This is a genomic window from Providencia sp. PROV269 (genome assembly GCF_028477785.1).
GTDB classification, from domain to species: domain Bacteria; phylum Pseudomonadota; class Gammaproteobacteria; order Enterobacterales; family Enterobacteriaceae; genus Providencia; species Providencia rettgeri.
Genome location: NZ_JAMPLV010000002.1, coordinates 638,792 through 657,478, shown reverse-complemented (window position 1 = coordinate 657,478; position 18,687 = coordinate 638,792). Strand labels below are relative to the sequence as shown.

General features: G+C 39.1%; 16 protein-coding genes. 5 read left to right on the top strand and 11 right to left on the bottom strand.

Annotated elements, in window-relative coordinates; translation table 11 throughout:
• The 4 genes from rsxC to PR683_RS04430 form a co-directional block, all read right to left on the bottom strand.
• The coding region (rsxC, locus tag PR683_RS04445; protein WP_272581694.1) for an electron transport complex subunit RsxC at positions 1-1,836 on the bottom strand (1,836 nt) is incomplete at its 3' end.
• Positions 1,829-2,443 carry an electron transport complex subunit RsxB gene (gene rsxB / locus PR683_RS04440; RefSeq protein ID WP_109912259.1) on the bottom strand — a complete coding sequence of 205 codons (615 nt, stop codon included), beginning with the start codon at positions 2,441-2,443 and terminating at the stop codon, positions 1,829-1,831. The genes rsxB and rsxC, both read right to left, overlap by 8 nt.
• A complete protein-coding gene (gene rsxA, locus PR683_RS04435) occupies positions 2,443-3,024 on the bottom strand; it encodes an electron transport complex subunit RsxA (protein WP_004910983.1) in 582 nt (193 codons plus the stop codon). The genes rsxB and rsxA overlap by 1 nt, the downstream gene beginning before the upstream one ends.
• A gap of 84 nt (positions 3,025-3,108) precedes the next feature.
• Positions 3,109-3,549 carry a DUF2569 domain-containing protein gene (locus PR683_RS04430; RefSeq protein WP_004910980.1) on the bottom strand — a complete coding sequence of 147 codons (441 nt, stop codon included), beginning with the start codon at positions 3,547-3,549 and terminating at the stop codon, positions 3,109-3,111.
• Positions 3,550-3,677: 128 nt separating this feature from the next.
• Between PR683_RS04430 and PR683_RS04425 the strand changes: the two genes are divergently transcribed.
• Both PR683_RS04425 and PR683_RS04420 read left to right on the top strand, forming a co-directional pair.
• Positions 3,678-4,721, top strand: a complete 1,044-nt coding sequence (locus PR683_RS04425) for an oxidoreductase (RefSeq protein ID WP_272571199.1) — start codon at positions 3,678-3,680, stop codon at positions 4,719-4,721.
• A 60-nt stretch (positions 4,722-4,781) separates the two neighbouring features.
• Complete coding sequence (locus PR683_RS04420) at positions 4,782-5,762, top strand: bile acid:sodium symporter family protein (protein WP_109912257.1); 981 nt, start codon at positions 4,782-4,784, stop codon at positions 5,760-5,762.
• A gap of 307 nt (positions 5,763-6,069) precedes the next feature.
• Here PR683_RS04420 and PR683_RS04415 read toward each other — a convergent pair whose 3' ends face one another.
• From PR683_RS04415 to manA, 4 genes are all read right to left on the bottom strand, one after another.
• Positions 6,070-7,284 (bottom strand): ADP-ribosyltransferase domain-containing protein, encoded by a 1,215-nt coding sequence (locus PR683_RS04415; protein ID WP_004910973.1) that lies wholly within the window; start codon positions 7,282-7,284, stop codon positions 6,070-6,072.
• Positions 7,285-7,515: 231 nt separating this feature from the next.
• The gene (gene add / locus PR683_RS04410) at positions 7,516-8,517 is read right to left on the bottom strand and encodes an adenosine deaminase (RefSeq protein WP_272571200.1); all 1,002 of its coding nucleotides are present in this window, start codon (positions 8,515-8,517) and stop codon (positions 7,516-7,518) included.
• A gap of 194 nt (positions 8,518-8,711) precedes the next feature.
• Positions 8,712-10,358 (bottom strand): YdgA family protein, encoded by a 1,647-nt coding sequence (locus PR683_RS04405; RefSeq protein WP_226537849.1) that lies wholly within the window; start codon positions 10,356-10,358, stop codon positions 8,712-8,714.
• Positions 10,359-10,465: 107 nt separating this feature from the next.
• Positions 10,466-11,641 carry a mannose-6-phosphate isomerase gene (gene manA, locus PR683_RS04400; RefSeq protein ID WP_109912254.1) on the bottom strand — a complete coding sequence of 392 codons (1,176 nt, stop codon included), beginning with the start codon at positions 11,639-11,641 and terminating at the stop codon, positions 10,466-10,468.
• 179 nt (positions 11,642-11,820) lie between these two features.
• Between manA and fumC the strand changes: the two genes are divergently transcribed.
• Positions 11,821-13,218 (top strand): class II fumarate hydratase, encoded by a 1,398-nt coding sequence (gene fumC / locus PR683_RS04395; RefSeq protein ID WP_004910966.1) that lies wholly within the window; start codon positions 11,821-11,823, stop codon positions 13,216-13,218.
• A 60-nt stretch (positions 13,219-13,278) separates the two neighbouring features.
• Here fumC and tus read toward each other — a convergent pair whose 3' ends face one another.
• From tus to PR683_RS04380, 3 genes are all read right to left on the bottom strand, one after another.
• Complete coding sequence (gene tus, locus PR683_RS04390) at positions 13,279-14,196, bottom strand: DNA replication terminus site-binding protein (RefSeq protein WP_272571201.1); 918 nt, start codon at positions 14,194-14,196, stop codon at positions 13,279-13,281.
• Positions 14,197-14,329: 133 nt separating this feature from the next.
• Entirely contained in the window at positions 14,330-14,908 is a 579-nt protein-coding gene (locus tag PR683_RS04385; protein ID WP_272581693.1) for a lytic polysaccharide monooxygenase, read from the bottom strand.
• Between the two features lie 84 nt (positions 14,909-14,992).
• On the bottom strand, positions 14,993-16,264 hold the full coding sequence (locus PR683_RS04380; protein ID WP_109912251.1) for an MFS transporter: 1,272 nt from the start codon (positions 16,262-16,264) through the stop codon (positions 14,993-14,995).
• 125 nt (positions 16,265-16,389) lie between these two features.
• On the opposite strand from PR683_RS04380, the gene PR683_RS04375 reads away from it, so the two are divergent.
• Together PR683_RS04375 and PR683_RS04370 are read left to right on the top strand one after the other, a co-directional pair.
• On the top strand, positions 16,390-17,301 hold the full coding sequence (locus PR683_RS04375) for a LysR family transcriptional regulator (RefSeq protein ID WP_004910958.1): 912 nt from the start codon (positions 16,390-16,392) through the stop codon (positions 17,299-17,301).
• A 91-nt stretch (positions 17,302-17,392) separates the two neighbouring features.
• A complete protein-coding gene (locus tag PR683_RS04370) occupies positions 17,393-18,604 on the top strand; it encodes an ROK family protein (protein ID WP_110731941.1) in 1,212 nt (403 codons plus the stop codon).
• The last annotated feature ends 83 nt before the right edge of the window (positions 18,605-18,687 follow it).

Here is an 18,687-nt window from a genome sequence, read left to right as displayed (position 1 = left end):
AGCTTTGGCACGCGCAATAGCTGCAGCGACAGCCGCTTTACGTGGATCAACTTCGGTATTCGCTACCGCATCAGCGACTGGCGGCGTGGCAGGTTGCTCTTGAGCGGCTTTTTTAGCTTTGGCACGCGCAATAGCTGCAGCGACGGCATCTTTACGGGGATCATCCGTTGCTGTTATATCAACAGTTTCTGTTTGTGCATTAGCCAGCTTTTCAGCTTGTTTAGCGCGAGCTTGGGCTTTACGAGCTTCGCGAGCGGCGATTACTGCACTATTGTCTGGGAGTTCACCGGAAACAATCTTAATGGGTTCCGCTGTCAGCGTTTGTTTGGTTTTGACTCGTGCTAAAGCCGCATTAACGGCATCTTTATCTGCACTATCGACTTGCACAGCAGCTTTTTTATGGCGTTCTTCTCGTGCTTGTTTATCACGTTCCATACGCAACTGTTTTGCTTCAAAACGCAATTTTGCTTCAGCAGCACGGCGCTCTTCTTGAGCAATTTCACGAATTTCTGCTTTTTCTTGACGATAATATTGCACTAACGGAATATTACTCGGGCACACATAAGCACATGCACCACACTCTATGCAGTCAAATAAATTATGTTTTTGCGCTTTTTCGTGTTCATCTCCTTTACTGAACCAGTAAAGTTGCTGAGGTAGTAACGCAGCAGGGCAGGCCTCAACACACAACCCACAACGAATACACGCTTCTTCTAGTGCTTTAGGCCCCATTTCTTCCATTGTAGGAACCAGTAAACAGTTACAAATTTTCACGACAGGAACATTTAAGTCGGGTAGGGTAAAGCCCATTAAAGGCCCTCCCATAATCACCATTTGTTCTGGTTCAGGGTTAAAACCTGATTGCTGTAATAGATGTTTAACTGGAGTCCCTAAACGAGCCCAAAAATTACCCGGTTTGCTGATTGCTTCACCTGTGACAGTGACTACTCGTTCGATTAATGGCTGGCCATCGATAACCGCGCGTTTGATAGCAACCACAGTACCGACGTTTTGCATTAACACGCCAATTTGAGAAGAACGCGCACCGGATGGTACTTCTTTTCCCGTTAAAATTTTTGTCAGCTGTTTAGCACCACCTGATGGGTACTTGGTTGGTATAACTCGAATGAATATTTGTTTGTCTTGCGAGGTGATTGCATCTTTAAGTGCACGAATAGCTTCGGGTTTATTGTCTTCAATACCAATTAGTACCTGGTCTGGGTTCAATAAATGCTGTAAAACACGGCAGCCTTCAATAACTTCCTGTGCATGTTCTTGCATTAATCTATCATCGGCTGTGATATAAGGTTCGCATTCAGCCGCATTAATAATTAATGTTTTAATTGCATCTTGACCACCTGCCAATTTTGATGCGGTTGGGAAACCAGCACCGCCGAGACCCGCAATACCCGCTTGTTCAATTTTCTGTAGTAATTCAGCGCGGGTTAATTGAACGTAGTTAGGCTCTGGGTATAAAGTACACCATGTATCTTGGCCATCGGATGCAATACGTACACACAACTCTTTTAAGCCAGAAGGATGCGCTGTCACCATGGGTTCAATCGCAGTGATAACCCCTGAAGTTGAAGCATGAACAGGCACAGTACGTCCAAGGCCTTTAGTTAAAGGCTGGCCTTTTAAAACGAAGTCACCGACTTGAACAATCAGTTCACCTTCAGGGCCTAAATGTTGTTGTAATGGGATAACCAGTTCATCAGGTATTGATGCAATACGCATTGGTGTTTGGCTTGATTGTAGCTTCATTTCAGGCGGATGGATCCCGCCTTTGAAATCCCAAATATTATCTTTTTTCAACCAATTAAAGAGCTTAAGCATGAGTTTCACCCCTTGCTTTAGTTACAAATGGTTCATTGGGTTCAACATTGATATTTTTGACTGGGATGGTGTTTAAATCCCATTTCCAATTGGCTGTGGTGGTTTTCACGGGAACAAGCTCAATACAATCGGTAGGGCAAGGGGCTACACACAGGTCACATCCTGTGCACAAATCTTCAATAACGGTATGCATGGCGCGGGTTGCACCCACAATAGCATCAACAGGGCAGGCTTGAATGCATTTAGTACAACCGATGCAGTTTTCTTCATCGATAATAGCAACTTTACGAACTGGATTTTGCGCGGCTTCACCACCATCGATTGGTTGGGGGTCAACATTAAGCAACTCAGCGATTTTTAGCATGACTTGCTCACCACCAGGGGCGCATTTGTTGATCATTTCCCCATTATTTGCAACCGCTTCAGCGTAAGGACGGCAGCCAGGGTAACTACATTGACCGCACTGACTCTGAGGTAATATCGCTTCAACTTGTTCAACAATAGGATCAGCCTCAACTTTGAATCGTAATGAGGCATACCCTAAAATCAGCCCAAAAATAAGGCCAAAAACGGCTAATATACCGATAGCAATCCATACAGACATCATTAGAATTTCACCAAACCACTAAAGCCCATAAACGCGAGAGACATCAAGCCAGCAGTTATTAACCCAATTGACGAGCCCTTAAAAGGAGCAGGAACATTGGCAACAGCTAAACGTTCGCGAATAGCGGCAAATAACACCATCACTAATGAAAAACCCACAGCAGCGCCAAAACCATACACGGCAGACTGCATAAAAGTATGAGACATATTAATATTTAATAAGGCAACACCAAGAACCGCGCAGTTGGTGGTAATTAAAGGCAGAAAAATACCAAGTAAACGGTAAAGCGTTGGACTCGTTTTCCTCACCACCATTTCAGTAAACTGTACAACGACAGCAATCGCTAAAATAAAACTTAGCGTTCGCAAATAGATGAGGTCGAGAGGAATGAGGATGAGAGTGTCAATCAACCAAGAACTGATTGACGCTAATGTCATAACAAACGTCGTTGCTAAGCCCATTCCAATGGCGGGTTCGAGTTTTTTTGAGACGCCCATAAAAGGGCATAAGCCTAGGAATTTAACGAGAACGAAGTTGTTAACCAGTACTGTTCCAACAAAGAGTAATAGATAATCAGTCATGCTATTGCCTGAAATGAAAAAAGAACAAAAACTGACCGAAGCCAGTTAAACTATCATTATGATATCAAGCAATTTATGTGATGCTTATCGATCTTGTGTGAAAGTCATTTTTACACGTTGGGACCGTTTTAAATAAGGGACAAAGAAACCTGCACCAATTAAAGGCCACGCTAAGACTTGCAAAGCAGTTTCATCATCAATAGGTGAAAATGCGAAGGTTTTTATACCTAATAATAATAAAATCATTAACCAAATAATAAAGCGGCGGGGAAAATGTTTTGAACGAGAAAACATTAGCTGCAACACATGGATACTGAAAATAGTCATCCCAATAGTAATCGCGAATGACAGATACCATGCGGCAGGAATAAAGCTTGTCCAATGGTCAACAGTCGTGACAATCTCATAAAACTTAATGCAATACATGACAGTCATACTGCAAACAGCTAAAAAGGTTAATAACAAATAGATTGCTGGAACTAATAACCAGCCAGTGATGCGGTTGGCGTCATAAACTGAAGTCATAATCAATAAAACCCATTTTGGCGAAGTCGCTGGACAATTTACAATCCTATCATAGATTTATTTGCCATTTCATTCCTTCTGATGGTACTTTTTATCTCCACCTGTGTTTATCGTTGTATGAGGTCTAAATGTCTAAACCAATTAAAGTTGCGATCGTCGGATATGGCTATGCTAGCAAAACATTTCATGCTCCCTTCCTTGGCATTTTAGAAGGGTATGATTTAACAACGATTTCTAGCAGTGACCCGAGTAAGGTTAAGGCTGATTGGCCAAATGTTCATGTTGCCGCCTCTCCGGAAGCTATTTTTGCTGATAAAGATATCGAACTCGTCGTTATTCCTACGCCTAATGATACTCATTTTCCTCTCGCACAAGCGGCATTAGCAGCGGGAAAACACGTTGTTGTTGATAAACCATTTACATTAGATGTCTCACAAGCTGAACAATTGAAACAACAAGCGGAGCAAGCTGGAAAATTACTGTCGGTTTATCATAACCGCCGTTGGGACTCCGGTTTTTTAACCGTTAAAAAAATCTTAGAAGAAGGTAAGCTCGGGGATATTAAATACTATGAATCACATTTTGATCGTTATCGCCCTTTAGTTAGGCAACGCTGGCGTGAAGCAGATATTCCCGGAGCCGGTATTTGGTATGACCTAGGTCCGCATTTATTAGACCAAGTCTTACAATATTTTGGCAGGCCGTTAGGGATCAATGTTGATCTTGCCATGATCCGCCCAAATGCACAGGCAGTGGATTACTTCCATGCCGTTTTGCAATATGCCGATAAAAAGGTGGTATTACATGCAACAACATTAGCCGCTGCACCAATGCCGATATATGTTATTCATGGCATGAATGGTAGTTATGTTAAATATGGTTTAGACACCCAAGAAGACTGCTTAAAGAGCGGCCAACGTCCAGAAGGGGCTGATTGGGGAATTGATACCAACATGGGTAATGTGACGCTGTCACAAGATGATGAGCTGATAACACAATCTTGGCCAAACCAACGTGGTAATTATGGTGGTTATTATCAAGGGATATATGATGCAATTCGCCATGGTAAACCAAATCCTGTCACCCCGAGCGAAGCGATAGATATTATGAAACTTATTGAAGCAGGTATACGTTCGGCAAAAGAAAAACGAACTATCGAAGAAATATTTTAACGTCATCAACGCTCACTATAAGGCCAGTTAACATAACTGGCTTTTATTATGGATAATCGAATGAATTTGCTAGCTAAACTGAGAATAGACCCATTTTTACTTATCATGATTGGTGTTGTCATTCTAGCCAGTCTTTTTCCTTGTGAAGGTGACATAAAAACGGGGTTTCAATATTTAACTACAGCTGCAATTGCATTGTTGTTCTTTATGCATGGAGCTAAGTTATCTCGTGAATCAATCATGGCGGGGATAGGGCACTGGCGTCTACATCTCCTGGTTTTTGCGAGTACATTTATTGTATTTCCTATTGTAGGATTAGGACTCGCGGTGATTGTACCTAAATGGATGTCACCGACTGTGTATATGGGCTTTTTATACCTATGTGCTTTACCTGCAACCGTACAATCAGCAATTGCGTTCACATCAGTGGCCGGTGGGAATATTGCCGCAGCTATTTGTAGTGCATCGGCGTCGAGTATTCTTGGGGTTTTTCTTTCGCCAATCTTAGTTGGCTTATTGATGGATGCTGATGGTAGCCAAGCTATGGATACGCTCAATGCGATAGGGTCTATCTTAATGCAATTGATGCTCCCGTTTGTTGTGGGGCATTTATCTCGACCATTGATTGCCAATTGGATTAACCGTAATCGTAAGTTAGTGAATATGACTGACCGGTCTTCAATATTGTTAGTGGTTTATGTGGCATTTAGTGAAGCCGTTGTAGAGGGGATTTGGCAGAAAATAGATGCATTTTCACTCTTAATGATAGTGGTTGTTACTTGCGTTATTTTATTTATTGTCATTGTATTTAATACGTTAGCTGCACGGTTGTTAGGTTTTAGCAAAGAAGACGAAATTACCATCGTTTTCTGTGGCTCGAAAAAGAGTTTAGCGAATGGAGTACCAATGGCGAACGTGTTATTTCCTGCTGCGACAGTGGGGGTTATTTTATTGCCATTGATGATCTTCCACCAAATACAACTGATGGTCAGCGCTGTACTTGCTCAGCGTTATGCGAAAAGGCTATCAACTAAGGACTGACAATAGGGCAATCATGGGGTTTTGTTCTGACAAAATAGGCCATTACCCCTCAATTAGATTTATAACCGATCTCCTAAGCATACACGCATTTTAGTTACAACATACAAATAATTATGTAATTAACAATAGAGCCGCTGCTTATGCGGTGGATGCTAATAATCGATGATGTTATTTTAAGTAACGCATTGTTTTTAGACAGGCTTAATATATTCAGAAAGCGCGGTAGGGTTAATTATTTTACGCTAAAGTTCAAAAAAGCCTATAAAAAGAAAAATAATTGTTATAGGCTCAAAAACAAACTCTCGAACTAGTAAGGTAATAGTTGTGCGTCTTTTTGAGATTTAACTTCTGTTAACTCAATTTTATATATATTTTCTTTGGAGTTTTTTACAATATTGTTGACACTAAAGTTTGCCAGCGGTGAGTAGAGTACTTCACTTTCATTATTATTAAAGCTTAGCCCAGCTTGCGGAGTGATCCCGTTGCCACTATTGCCTTTCACTAAAAACATAACTTTAACATCATCTTGGCTCTGGTTGGCAAAAGACTTAGCAATATCATTTCTACTCGACGTTGAAAAAAATTGCCCTAACTGATAAACCGTCTTATTATCGCTTTTTTTGTCGGCATTAAAATTATTAATTAAAGTATTTAAGCCATCACTAGTCATACCTTGCCCACGATGGGTGGTTGCTGTTGTACTTGACGGTGAATACCAATTTTTAGCAGCGGTTTTCACTAACTCATTTAAATTATCACTGTTACATTTTAATTCAAATTTAATGTGGCTATTTCCTTTTGAAAAAATATCTGAGCCATGTACTCGCTCATATTCAGCAATGACTTTACTACCACTTAAAGAGCCACCTTGTTTGCCATTACCAAAAATATAGCGGGCCTCATTGTTGATTGCTTTACAACCTTCATTACTTTGGTAGATAGAAGAAAATTGCTGACGCTTATTTTTTAGCTGTTCAGCTGCTTTCTCATTATCAGCTTCTTGTGTTTTAATCGTGTTTAATTGAGTTTCTATTGGGGCAAGCTCTTTACTGAGACTAGCAATTTGTTGTTGAGCATTTTTATTGTTATCGGTCAGTGATGATAAGGTTGATTCATCTTTTGCTTTCAACTTCGTGAGCAAGTTAGTTGAATCGGCGACAGTAACACTTTTTGCTGTTACATTTAATAAGGTTGCCGCGGCAGTGCGTTCAGTTTGGTAGCGGCCACTGGAAAAAATATTTTTTAGTACATTACTTCCTTGGCCTAATTTAAAATGCCCATTTTTGAGGCGGACTTGGCTATCTTTTCCATGTTGGTCAGAGATACTCTTCAACTCTTTTAAGAATGACATATTATGTTTGATAAATTCTTTTAATTCTGTCATTTCCGCTTTATTCGTTTCTATTGTAGTCTTAATTTTATTAATATTGCTCACTAAACTATTTTTTTGCGATATGAGCTGCTGTTTTAAATTTGGGCTAGCTATATGTTGTGTTGAAGTACTTGAGTTAATAATAGTCATGCTGATTTTCCTAAATGAATATATAAGATGTTTTTTATTAATATATAAAATATGAATATATAGGCTTGCGTAAAACGATTTTTAAATAGTAAGAGAGCGGCTAACTAAAAAAATAGGGCAGATATTAACAATCTCATATAGCAGCATGCAGGCCAAAGATTTTTCGGAAGGGGAATTTTAAGGATATTGAGATAGAGGGGCAGATCCCCCTCTAAATCTTAACTAAATAAATTAGCGATTGGCGACTTTTTTTGACAGCGCATTTTTCTCACTATCCGATAAAAATGCCATACTCAGACCATTTCGTTGTGCTTGTTCTATTTCTGCTGCCGTTAAACCAGCTTGTGGGGCAGCTACTTCATACTCATGGCGTAACTCAATCCCTTGAACTGCAGGGTCATCTGTATTAATTGAAGCCAGAACACCTTGTTGTAAAAAGTCTTTTAACGGGTGTTGAGCTAAGGATGGAACTGTACTTGTTTGAATATTCGACGTTAAACAGCTTTCCATGCCAATTTGATGTTTTACTAAATACTCAATTAGAGCAGGGTCTTCTATTGCTTTAACGCCATGACCAATTCGTTGTGCGCCTAATACCTTAATAGCATGCCAAATACTGTCTGCATCAGCCGCTTCACCTGCGTGAACAGTAATATTTAACCCTGTATCTCTAGCTTTAATAAAATGTGACTCAAAGAGCTCTCCAGGGAATCCGAGCTCATCTCCCGCTAAATCTAATGCGCATAAATGATCCCGATGCGCTAATAATCCTTGCAGCTCAGTTGTACAGGTTTGTTGGCCAAAAGTACGGCTTAAAATACCAATTAAATTAATTTTAATATCAAATTGTTGGCACCCTGCACGTACACCATCAACAATGGCTTCAACGACACCTTCAACAGGCAATTGGTGTTTCATCGCCATATAATAAGGGGAAAAGCGCAGCTCTGCGTAATCAATACCTGCATTAAAGGCATCTTCAACATTTTCAAATGCCACGCGGCGACAGGCATCTAAGTTTGCTAAAACAGCGACCCCCCAATCAAGTTTTGCTAAGAAACCGACTAAGTCAGCTTCTTGTCCTATAATTTGGACATGAGGGCGTAATGCTTCAAGCTCTGAAGCAGGTAATTGAATATGGTGTTGCTCTGCTAAGGAGAGAATTGTTTCTGGACGGATGTTGCCATCAAGATGGCGGTGTAAATCGGTTAAAGGTAAATGTGTTTTAATCACGGAATGATCCTTTATCTATTTTCTATCCTCATTTTGGCTTTTATTTCGCTAAAGGCAATTGTAAATCACGAAAAATGTGAAACGTGATCAATAATTACATTTTAAATGTGATTTCAATCACATTTATTTTGCGATGCAAATAAAAAAGCCAGCTAATATTAACTGGCTTTTGTGATTAAATTATATCAATTAGATTAGTTAGCTGGCGCTGCATCTTGTGGTGCTAATTCAGGCTCAACTTCCATTCCTGGTGCTGGTTCTGCATCTGGAGCAGGTACTGCTTCATATTCTAATGCATCTTCTGGATTAGACATCACTTTCATCTTAGTGAGGAACTCAGCTAAGGTATATTTGTCATTATTGAATGTCAGGTCATTACCTGCAAATTTGATAGTCATAGTTAAATCATTTTCGCTATCAATCATCCAAGGTGATTTTTTCTGTTTAGCTTTTTCAGCACGTTCTTCATCCGTCATAAACATTTCTTCAAACGGAGAAGAGAACATATCTGAAGTCAGCATTTGCTGAACACCTTCAAACTCAGAAGTGACCATGCCTTTCATTTCTTTTTTCGTGTTAGCATCAACTGGAACACCTTGATCTAAAATCATTGCTTGAGTCATTGATTCGATCACCATTGGTTTATTCAGTTTTAAATTGAAATCAAAAGAAGTAATGAGCTGCTTGATAGCTTCATCAACTTTGTTAGACATTGCTAACGCAGTAATTTCGTCTTGGTTCCATTTATTGAATGTGATGTTTAGGTCAATTGAGCTTTGGCCAGCTTCATTTTTCCAGTAGAAAGGGCTAACCGTGAATACCGGCTTGCTCTTCATTAGCTCTGGCAATGTCGTAGACATCATTTCCATAGCTAAACGCTCTGTTGCTTCAGTTGGGTCGCCATTAGCTAAACCTTGTGCTAAAGCTTCATTATATTGCTCAACGAATTTACCTAATGCTTTTGCATCTAATTTTTCAATAGCAACCGTCAGTTCGCCTGAACCTAAGTTTTGCTCTAATGCTTTTAAGTCAGAGATGCTATAAGAAATATTCCCTTTCACATCTTCGCCAGTAATAGAGGTGTCACTTGAAATTTTGAAATCTTTAAAAGAGAATTTGGTTTCAGGAATGTTGAAATCTGTATCCGCAATAACAAATGACTGGGTTCCGGTGTAGAAGCCATATTGTGATTTTGTCACATTAGAGACTAATTTTAAGCCTTTTAGTGTCATAGATTCAGAGTTATCTTTCTTACCGATAACTAAATTATCAGTGACTAAAGTTGCATCTACAGCAGCAAGGTCGGAAGTCGTTGATACATCAAACTTAGAACCACTGAAAGATAATGAAACGTCATCTTTCTTATACTCGACAGGGATCAGCTCTAAATTGGTATCAATACTTTTGCTATAGCCAATGACCGCAGAACCATGAATAAATGGTTTACCTTGTGTCGCTTCAAACAATTCTTTTGTTGTTGCGTTGTTAGCTAATTCAATTTGCGTCGCTGCTAATTTTGGTAATAAATTAAACTTAGCGACTTGTGATAATGGGAATGGACCATGATCAATATTCGTTTTAAATACGATAGAGTCGTCTGGTGATGCAGAATCAGCAGAGGTGATTACGATATCCGCTTTAGATGAAAAAACACCTTTTTCATAATTTTCTACTTTAAAATTCAAACCTGACTCAGGCACATTTACAGCAAAAAAATCGTTGGTTTTGAGGATTACTCTATCAAGTTCATCTTTTACTTTAGAACCTGTATACCATGAAGCTCCGGTCCACACTGCACCCAGAGCAACAATAACACCAACCGCGACTAATGACTTTTTCATTATAAACATCCATCCTTTCAGTACGTTATTGCCGTACTTATAAATTTATAAAAGTTTTAAATAACCGCCATTCATTGAATGAAGACGGTTAAATACAGAATATGACTCTATTTGTTAAATACTCGGGCTAGTTTACCACTGCCATTAATGGTTATGCTTTTCTCATAAGCCGGTAAAAAAACAGATTCACCTGAATTAATGCATATTTCATCATTACCTGAATGCAAAACTAACTGGCCTTCAATACAGAACAAAATTGAGGCACTATTGTTAGATAGCGCAACTTCCGAGTGGTCTATAGAATATATATTAAATGCAAAATCTTCTACTGGAATATTATATTTCCAGATATTTCCAGATTTTTCGGGAATGCTTAATAAATCCTTTGCAAACGTAGGCTTAAAGTCAATATTAGCAATCAGTTCTGGAATATCTATGTGCTTGTTTGTTAACCCGGCACGCAGCACATTATCGGAATTTGCCATCACCTCTAACCCAACACCTTCAAGATAGGCATGCGGTGTTCTTGCATATAAGAACATCGCGTCACCAGGCTCTAATTCAACGATATTAAGAAGAAGTGGGGTAAATAGCCCATTATCTTCAGGGTACAGGCTAACCATTTGTTTTATCGAGTTCCATGGTTCACCTTGTCGGCTATTTAACGCGGCTTTCAATACACCAAGCGCTAAATCTTTTTGTTCACCTGTCAGATTAAGAATTTGTGCAAATAAACGTGATAATTTTTCTTCAGTTGGGTCCTGAACAAATAGCTGAATATCCGGATGTGCTGCTGAAACAAAATCCAGCAATTGTGCAATTTCGTCGAGTGGGCGAAACGCATTCATGGCTTTAAAAGGCGTTAATGCAAAGATTAATTCAGGTTTATGGTTATCGTCTTTATAGTTGCGTATTGGGGAGTCTAATGGGATCCCGGCTGAGTTTTCTTTGGCAAACCCAACTTCAGCATAAGTTTTATTTGGGTGTACCTGAACAGATAACGGTTGAGCTGCACATAACACCTTAAATAAATAAGGTAAGCGGTGATAAGTTTGTGCGACATGCTGGCCTAAATAGGTTTCAGGAGCACTTTCGATTAAGACATTAAGTGGAATGCTTTGATTTTTTTCCTCATCGAGAACTTCAGAGCTTGCTTTTGGATGAGCTCCCATCCAAAGTTCAGCCATAGGTAAGTTATCAGGGTTTGAAATCCCATATAGCTTAGTCAGGGCTGTTTTACTGCCCCAGTCATAGTTTTGGACTTTGTTTATCATTTTAAGCATAGCAAAATTCTCTTTTTCATAAAAATCAACTGATTTCCTTTTCACTACAGTACAATAAGCTCGACCAAGTCTCATAAATGAAATTCAATTTGTGGCATTATACTGCTCGGTTATTTGCTTACCTGCAAGCAGATGATTCTAAAATCAATTATTCTGTGTATGTACCTAAGGAGATAGTAATGGCAGCCACTCGCATTGAAAAAGACTCAATGGGACCAATTGAAGTACCTGCTGACCAATTGTGGGGCGCGCAAACGCAGCGTTCTTTAGAACATTTCCGTATATCTGTAGAAAAAATGCCTGTTGCGTTGATTCACGCACTCGCTATCACAAAAAAAGCCGCTGCTAGTGTCAATATGGATCTTGGATTATTAGCCAAAGAGCGCGGTGATGCAATCATTGCTGCTGCTGACGAAGTCTTAGCTGGCAAACATCCAACGGAATTTCCACTAGCCATTTGGCAAACAGGTTCTGGTACGCAAAGTAACATGAACATGAACGAGGTTTTAGCTAACCGTGGTAGCGAAATTCTCGGTGGCCAACGTGGCAATGATCGTCTTATTCACCCTAATGATGATGTGAATAAAAGTCAAAGTTCAAATGATGTTTTCCCAACGGCAATGCACGTTGCTGCGGTTGTCGCAATCCGCGAACATCTTCTCCCAGAACTGAAAGTTTTGCATCAAACATTAGATGCAAAAGCGAAAGAATTTAAAGATATCGTAAAAATCGGTCGTACTCACTTACAAGATGCAACCCCACTGACATTAGGTCAAGAAATTTCAGGTTGGGCTGCAATGTTGGCGCATAATGAAAAACACATTGAAAACGCTGTTCCGCATGTGTGCGAATTAGCGTTAGGTGGTACAGCAGTAGGAACTGGTTTAAATACGCATCCAGAATATGCAGTGCGTGTTGCGAAAAAAATCGCAGAATTAACTGGCCAGCCATTTGTTACAGCGCCTAATAAATTTGAAGCATTGGCAACGTGCGATAGCCTTGTGCACGCACACGGTGCTTTAAAAGGTTTGGCTGCCTCTTTAATGAAAATCGCGAACGATGTTAGGTGGTTAGCATCTGGCCCACGTTGCGGCATTGGTGAAATTTCAATTCCAGAAAATGAGCCAGGCAGCTCAATCATGCCCGGTAAAGTTAACCCGACGCAGTGTGAAGCATTAACCATGTTATGCGCACAAGTGATGGGAAATGACGTTGCTGTTAATATTGGTGGTGCATCCGGTAATTTTGAGCTGAATGTATTCCGCCCAATGCTAATTGATAACTTCTTACAATCCGTTCGTTTGTTAGCGGATGGTATGCGTAGCTTTAATGAGCACTGTGCGATTGGCATTGAACCAAACCGTGAGCGTATTGAAAAATTACTTCATGAATCATTAATGCTAGTAACAGCTTTAAATACTCACATTGGGTACGATAAAGCGGCAGAAATCGCTAAAAAAGCGCACAAAGAAGGGCTGACTTTGAAAGAGTCTGCATTGAAACTCAACTATTTAACTGAAGAACAATTCAATGATTGGGTTCGTCCAGAAGATATGGTGGGCAGCATGAAATCTTAAGCTAGCCAATTAAACTAGCGAGTATATAACACCCATACTGTTTTACAGATGGGTGTTTTTTTAGCGCTCAATATACAAATTTAAACGTGGTATTAATAATTCAACTGCTTTTGCTTTAGGGCGATTACGAATAGCAATGTTATTTGCATGGTAATCGGGGAGTTCACCGACTTTAATTTCGGCCACTGTTTTTTCGAGCGCAAAAACAAACAAAGGGGTTGCACAGGCAAACTGCGTTTGTTTCTGTTGTTCTTTATCCCACACTCGAGCTATTGGCTGAACTTTGACAGGACGTTGAGTTTTCAAAACCGCATTATGGGGTAGGGAATCAATTAACCGAATTTCATTTTCCAATTGTAAAAGCCAGTGTTCTTTAGGTAAATGAAGAGGGGAGCGACCACTTTCTAAACTTGCTTGTAAACGGTCTAGTACTGTTTCTTTGGTCACTTTATTGATGACTTTTTTATTCGCCCAACCAAAATTAATCGTATCGATATCAACCAATGAGGTGAGGGTGCGGTAAGTATTTAGTGTTAGCAGTCCATGTAAACTGCTACGTATAAATTCGAATCGATGTGGCTCGTTAACTTGAGTGACTATTGCTTTTATATGCATCTTTAACTCATTGATCTTTGATATTAATGAATTAAAGTCACGATACGCCTGTAAATTGGTTTGTATACATATTGCCCCAGGTAAGCGGATAGCGGCTTTATTGCTAATTTCTTCAGATTTATTCTGTAAAAATAACAAGTTAATTAATTTTATTGTTTCTTTTACTGCATCATGGCTCACCACCGTTTCCACTACGATTTGTTCTATCTCATTATTTTCTTCACCTTTGATTACCGAAGGTAATTGAAATACATGGGCTGTAAATGGTACTTGCTTTGATTGCTCCAATAGCAAAAGGCTAAATTGGTTTATTTGTGATTCCAATTCATTAAACGTATTAATCAGGTCTTGTTTATTTGTCATTTAGTTACAACATTCAATGTGTGGTAAACAATAATTAACATTAACTATCGTGTTTATCAATAAAAAATAAAGCCTAAAAGGGCAAGTGGGTATTTTAACACTTGTCCTTCTCTTATTATGACTTACGTTTACACTAATTTATTTCTGCATCAATGACTTGGTAAAACGCATTTACCGTATCATTTATTGTCCAAATTGCTAAAATCACATGGTAACCTTTTTGATTCTTCGGTAATACGCAATTGTGCTCCACGCTCTCCCCTGGAATTTCTACACGTTCAAATTTACAAAATGGGGTTAGTATAAACTGTTTACGCGATAACGGCGAATTGGGTTGCCAATCTGGTTTAGTGATGAAGTATTCCCATTTTGTTGTTTTATGTTTCGCAGTAATGCGCCATTTAAACCTAACATTTGGTGAATTTATAATAGCTCGTTGCCACCGAACAGTAGTTTGTATGTCTAAGGGAGAAAAAAGAGCATTAGCTGCACTGGCAATTTTACCATCGGCTGGGCCGTATTTGGGAAAGCCCTGTTTGCCTTCAATGGATTGCGGTTCATATTGCACTGGGCCACATTGCTCATTTATCCCTAACTTACAATAGTATGAACGACTTTCAGGGGACTTAACATAGCCATGCGACCAGACCACAAAACTGCAACAAAAAAGCAATGGTGTAAATAAAAATGATTTTATAGAGAATGATTTCATTGGGTTTCCTCGTTATTAATAGACACTCATATCATCTACTAATAACGGGAGAAAATGGTAGTTTAACCTTTATCAGCCTCTAATCTACTGGTTATAACAAATTGATTTTAAACGACAAGCGATGATAAGACCGATAAACAGTATGCCAGCGATAAATAGCGCAACACCCGTCCAACCAAAGTGTTCCCAAAATAAACCACCGACTGTACCTGCGATACTTGACCCTGCATAATAACTGAATAAATACAGAGAAGAAGCTTGTCCTCGTGCTCGTTTCGCTCTACGTCCCACCCAGCTACTGGCAACAGAGTGCGCAGCAAAAAAACCGGTTGTTAGTACCGTCATCCCAAATAAAACTAACCACACATTCGAACACAATGTGATTAAAATACCAATTAACATCAGGGTAATAGAAGCTATCAATATACGACCAAGCCCATATTTTTGAGTTAGGCTTCCTGTTTTAGTCGCACTGTAAGTCCCTGTTAAATAAATAACAGATAGCAAGCCAACCGTAGACTGAGAAAATGAATAAGGTGCGTCAAGTAAACGATATCCGATGTAGTTATACATTGTGACAAAACCACCCATCAAGACAAAGCCTTCGATAAATAGAAAAGGTAAACCTTTGTCTCTAAAGTGTAGATGTAAATTAACCCATAGATTTTTAGGTTTTAAAGAACTCGCGCGGAAATGTTGAGAAGGGGGCAGTAAGCGCCAAAAGCCAATTGCGGCAATCAAGGCTAACGAACCTAAAATAACGACAGCAACACGCCATGAATAAAAATCTGCGATCACCCCCGTCATTAGCCGGCCGCTCATACCTCCCAGCGAGTTGCCACTAATATACAACCCCATAGATAGTGCAACATAACTAGGGTGGATCTCTTCACTTAAATAGGTCATAGCTACTGCAGCAACACCGCTTAGCGATAAACCAACTAATGCTCTGGCAATTAAGATCCCTTGCCAGCTCTGCATGATTGAGCTGAGTAGAGTAAATAATGCAGCGCAGGTCAATGCAATAACCATCACATTCTTACGGCCTATTGCGTCTGAAATTGGCCCAGTAATTAATAACCCTAATGCCATTAAGCCTGTACTCAGTGATAATGATAAACTTGCTGTTGCAGGGGAAATGTTAAAATCTTCTGACAGCATAGGCAAAATTGGCTGAACGAAATACAGCAAAGCAAATGTGGCAAAACCAACGGTAAAAAAGGATAAGGTCACACGTAAATACAGCGCGTCATCTCTTTGTATGTAATGTTTTTTTGGTGTGGTATGTCCCTGTAAGGGTGTTCTTATTCCTTCATTAGGTTGCTCAGATGTAAGGCTATTTTGTGAGTGTTCCATGTTTATTCCTTGTCATACCAACACACTTGATTTCGATCAAAGAATAGAAACTTTTTAGTTTTTTGTCTAATATATTAATTATTCATAATGATACTTTAAACATATTAATGGGTATTAACCAAACGATGAGTATAGAACTTAGACATCTTCGATACTTTATTGCTGTCGCGGAAGAACTTCATTTTGGTAGAGCTGCTGAACGATTGCATATTTCGCAGCCCCCTTTAAGTCAGCAAATACAAATACTTGAAGAGAAAATTAATGCAAAACTATTGGAAAGAAATAACCGAAATGTGGCCTTAACGGCAGCGGGGACTATGTTCTTAAAAGAAGCATATCAAATTTTAGCTCAAGTCGATGCAGCAGCAACAAAAGCAGCTCGCATGGAAAAGGGTGAACTTGGAGAGTTATCCATTGGTTTTACTTCAACTACGCCATTTATGCACAAAGTTACGATGAGCTTACGGCAATATCGAGAAGCTTACCCTGAAGTTTCTATTCATATGCACCAGATGAATACCAAACAACAGATAGCGCCATTAATTACGGGGCGAATTGATATTGGTATTATGAGAAATACGGTATTACCAGAACAATTGGATTATCAACTATTATTTAAAGAGCCTTTTATGGTAGCCGTCTATGAGGGACATCCATTATTAGAATTTATTGATGTAGGCGTAGATATTCAACAACTTGCTGATTATCCTTTTATTTTCTTTGAGCGCGATGTTGGTACAGCATTATATGATGAAATAAATCAATTACTAACATCTGCGGGAGTGGTTCCAACCATTTCTCAAGAAGCCGGGGAAGCCATGACTATTTTGGGATTAGTTTCCGCTGGTATGGGAATATCAGTGATTACAGAATCATTCACGCGTATGAAAATTGATGGTGTAAAATACTTAAAACTCACTAATCTTAATGCTTCATCTGAAGTCTGGTTAGTCTACAATACACGTAGAACATTGCCCTCCGTCGCAAAAAAATTAACGAATCTTTTGATGGCCAACATTGTTGGTAACCAAAAGTGAGCAAGTTCACACTTTTAATGTAAATGAAATCATTCATACACAGATTAAGGCATAATAACTCATTGCTTTATAAAGGAATTGAATTATTACCATGGTGAATCAAACTGGCCATATAGACCAAATCAAACAATTAAATACGGGTATTGTTTACCGTATCATTGATCAACATGGTCCAATTTCGCGTATTGCTTTGTCAAAACAAGCACAGCTTGCGCCCGCTAGTATCACCAAAATTACACGTGAACTTATGGATGCTCACTTAATTAAAGAATTAGAGTTTCCGGTACTCGGTCTGCGCGGACGCCCAGCAGTCGGGTTAGTCATTGAAAGTGAAGGGTGGCAATTTTTAGCTATTCGTATCGAAGGCCAAAAACTCACGATTTCTCTGAAAGAAATTAACGCAGTTACCTTAGCTCAAACAGAGTATCCATTTACACCGCTAGGAAATAGCGAATTTATCGATTTTCTTTCTGAATTAATTAGTCAATTCTTTGCCAGCCAGCAAAAAATATTAGAAAGAGTCACCGCGATAAGTATCCTTATTGATGGTATTTTAGACCCTCATACTGGCGTTATTTATCAGCATTCTTCTTTTAAAATCCACCAACTTGCCATCGCAGAATATCTTACCAAGCAAACTGGTTTACCCGTTTATTTACATCCGCCAGTGGATGCTTTAGCCTTAATGGACCTCTTCTCCCATCAGGAAAAAAGAAAAGAAAAAAATATCATTTACTTACAGCTACAAAATGTTGTTAATGTCATGGTATTAAACCATGGGACAACATTGGATACGAATACCCATCGGCCTATTCTATTCGGCCATACTCAATGTGAGCCTGAACAAAATAACGTTTGCTACTGTGGTAGCTATGATTGCTTAGAAACCCATACGTCCATTCCTGCAATATTACAACAAGCTAATAATTTGCTAATAAACTACCCAGATTCATTTTTGCATCAGCAAGATATCTCAATGGATAAAATTTGCGCTGGCGCAATTCTAAACGACAGTCTTTGTGTTTATCTTATTAATAAAGTTGCACAACAGTTGGCAAAACCGTTAGCACTGATGGTAAATTTATTGGGTAGTCAGCTCATTTTGGTTAATTCTCCTTTGAATCAAGATTCTGATCTGTTTTTAAAATGTTTACATAAACATATAAATAAACTTTCTATTCCTCTGTATTCGTCTACATTAGTGATAGAAAAATCTACATTTAGCATCAAAGATAGTGAAACTTCATTAATACAGCGAGCGTTATACGATGGTTCACTTCTACTACAACTATTACAAGGCTAAAACAATTCGATAATATTTACACTATCGTACACAAAATTGAGCTAACGCAAACTTCTCACTTACCCATTCCAATAAACTGAATC

Excerpts from the sequence above, each read along its gene's own strand:
- rsxB (WP_109912259.1), bottom strand. The coding sequence starts at position 2,443 with ATGATGTCTGTATGGATTGCTATCGGTATATTAGCCGTTTTTGGCCTT.
- rsxA (WP_004910983.1), bottom strand. The coding sequence starts at position 3,024 with ATGACTGATTATCTATTACTCTTTGTTGGAACAGTACTGGTTAACAAC.
- PR683_RS04430 (WP_004910980.1), bottom strand. The coding sequence starts at position 3,549 with ATGACTTCAGTTTATGACGCCAACCGCATCACTGGCTGGTTATTAGTT.
- PR683_RS04425 (WP_272571199.1), top strand. The coding sequence starts at position 3,678 with ATGTCTAAACCAATTAAAGTTGCGATCGTCGGATATGGCTATGCTAGC.
- PR683_RS04420 (WP_109912257.1), top strand. The coding sequence starts at position 4,782 with ATGAATTTGCTAGCTAAACTGAGAATAGACCCATTTTTACTTATCATG.
- PR683_RS04415 (WP_004910973.1), bottom strand. The coding sequence starts at position 7,284 with ATGACTATTATTAACTCAAGTACTTCAACACAACATATAGCTAGCCCA.
- PR683_RS04405 (WP_226537849.1), bottom strand. The coding sequence starts at position 10,358 with ATGAAAAAGTCATTAGTCGCGGTTGGTGTTATTGTTGCTCTGGGTGCA.
- manA (WP_109912254.1), bottom strand. The coding sequence starts at position 11,641 with ATGCTTAAAATGATAAACAAAGTCCAAAACTATGACTGGGGCAGTAAA.
- fumC (WP_004910966.1), top strand. The coding sequence starts at position 11,821 with ATGGCAGCCACTCGCATTGAAAAAGACTCAATGGGACCAATTGAAGTA.
- tus (WP_272571201.1), bottom strand. The coding sequence starts at position 14,196 with ATGACAAATAAACAAGACCTGATTAATACGTTTAATGAATTGGAATCA.
- PR683_RS04385 (WP_272581693.1), bottom strand. The coding sequence starts at position 14,908 with ATGAAATCATTCTCTATAAAATCATTTTTATTTACACCATTGCTTTTT.
- PR683_RS04380 (WP_109912251.1), bottom strand. The coding sequence starts at position 16,264 with ATGGAACACTCACAAAATAGCCTTACATCTGAGCAACCTAATGAAGGA.
- PR683_RS04375 (WP_004910958.1), top strand. The coding sequence starts at position 16,390 with ATGAGTATAGAACTTAGACATCTTCGATACTTTATTGCTGTCGCGGAA.
- PR683_RS04370 (WP_110731941.1), top strand. The coding sequence starts at position 17,393 with ATGGTGAATCAAACTGGCCATATAGACCAAATCAAACAATTAAATACG.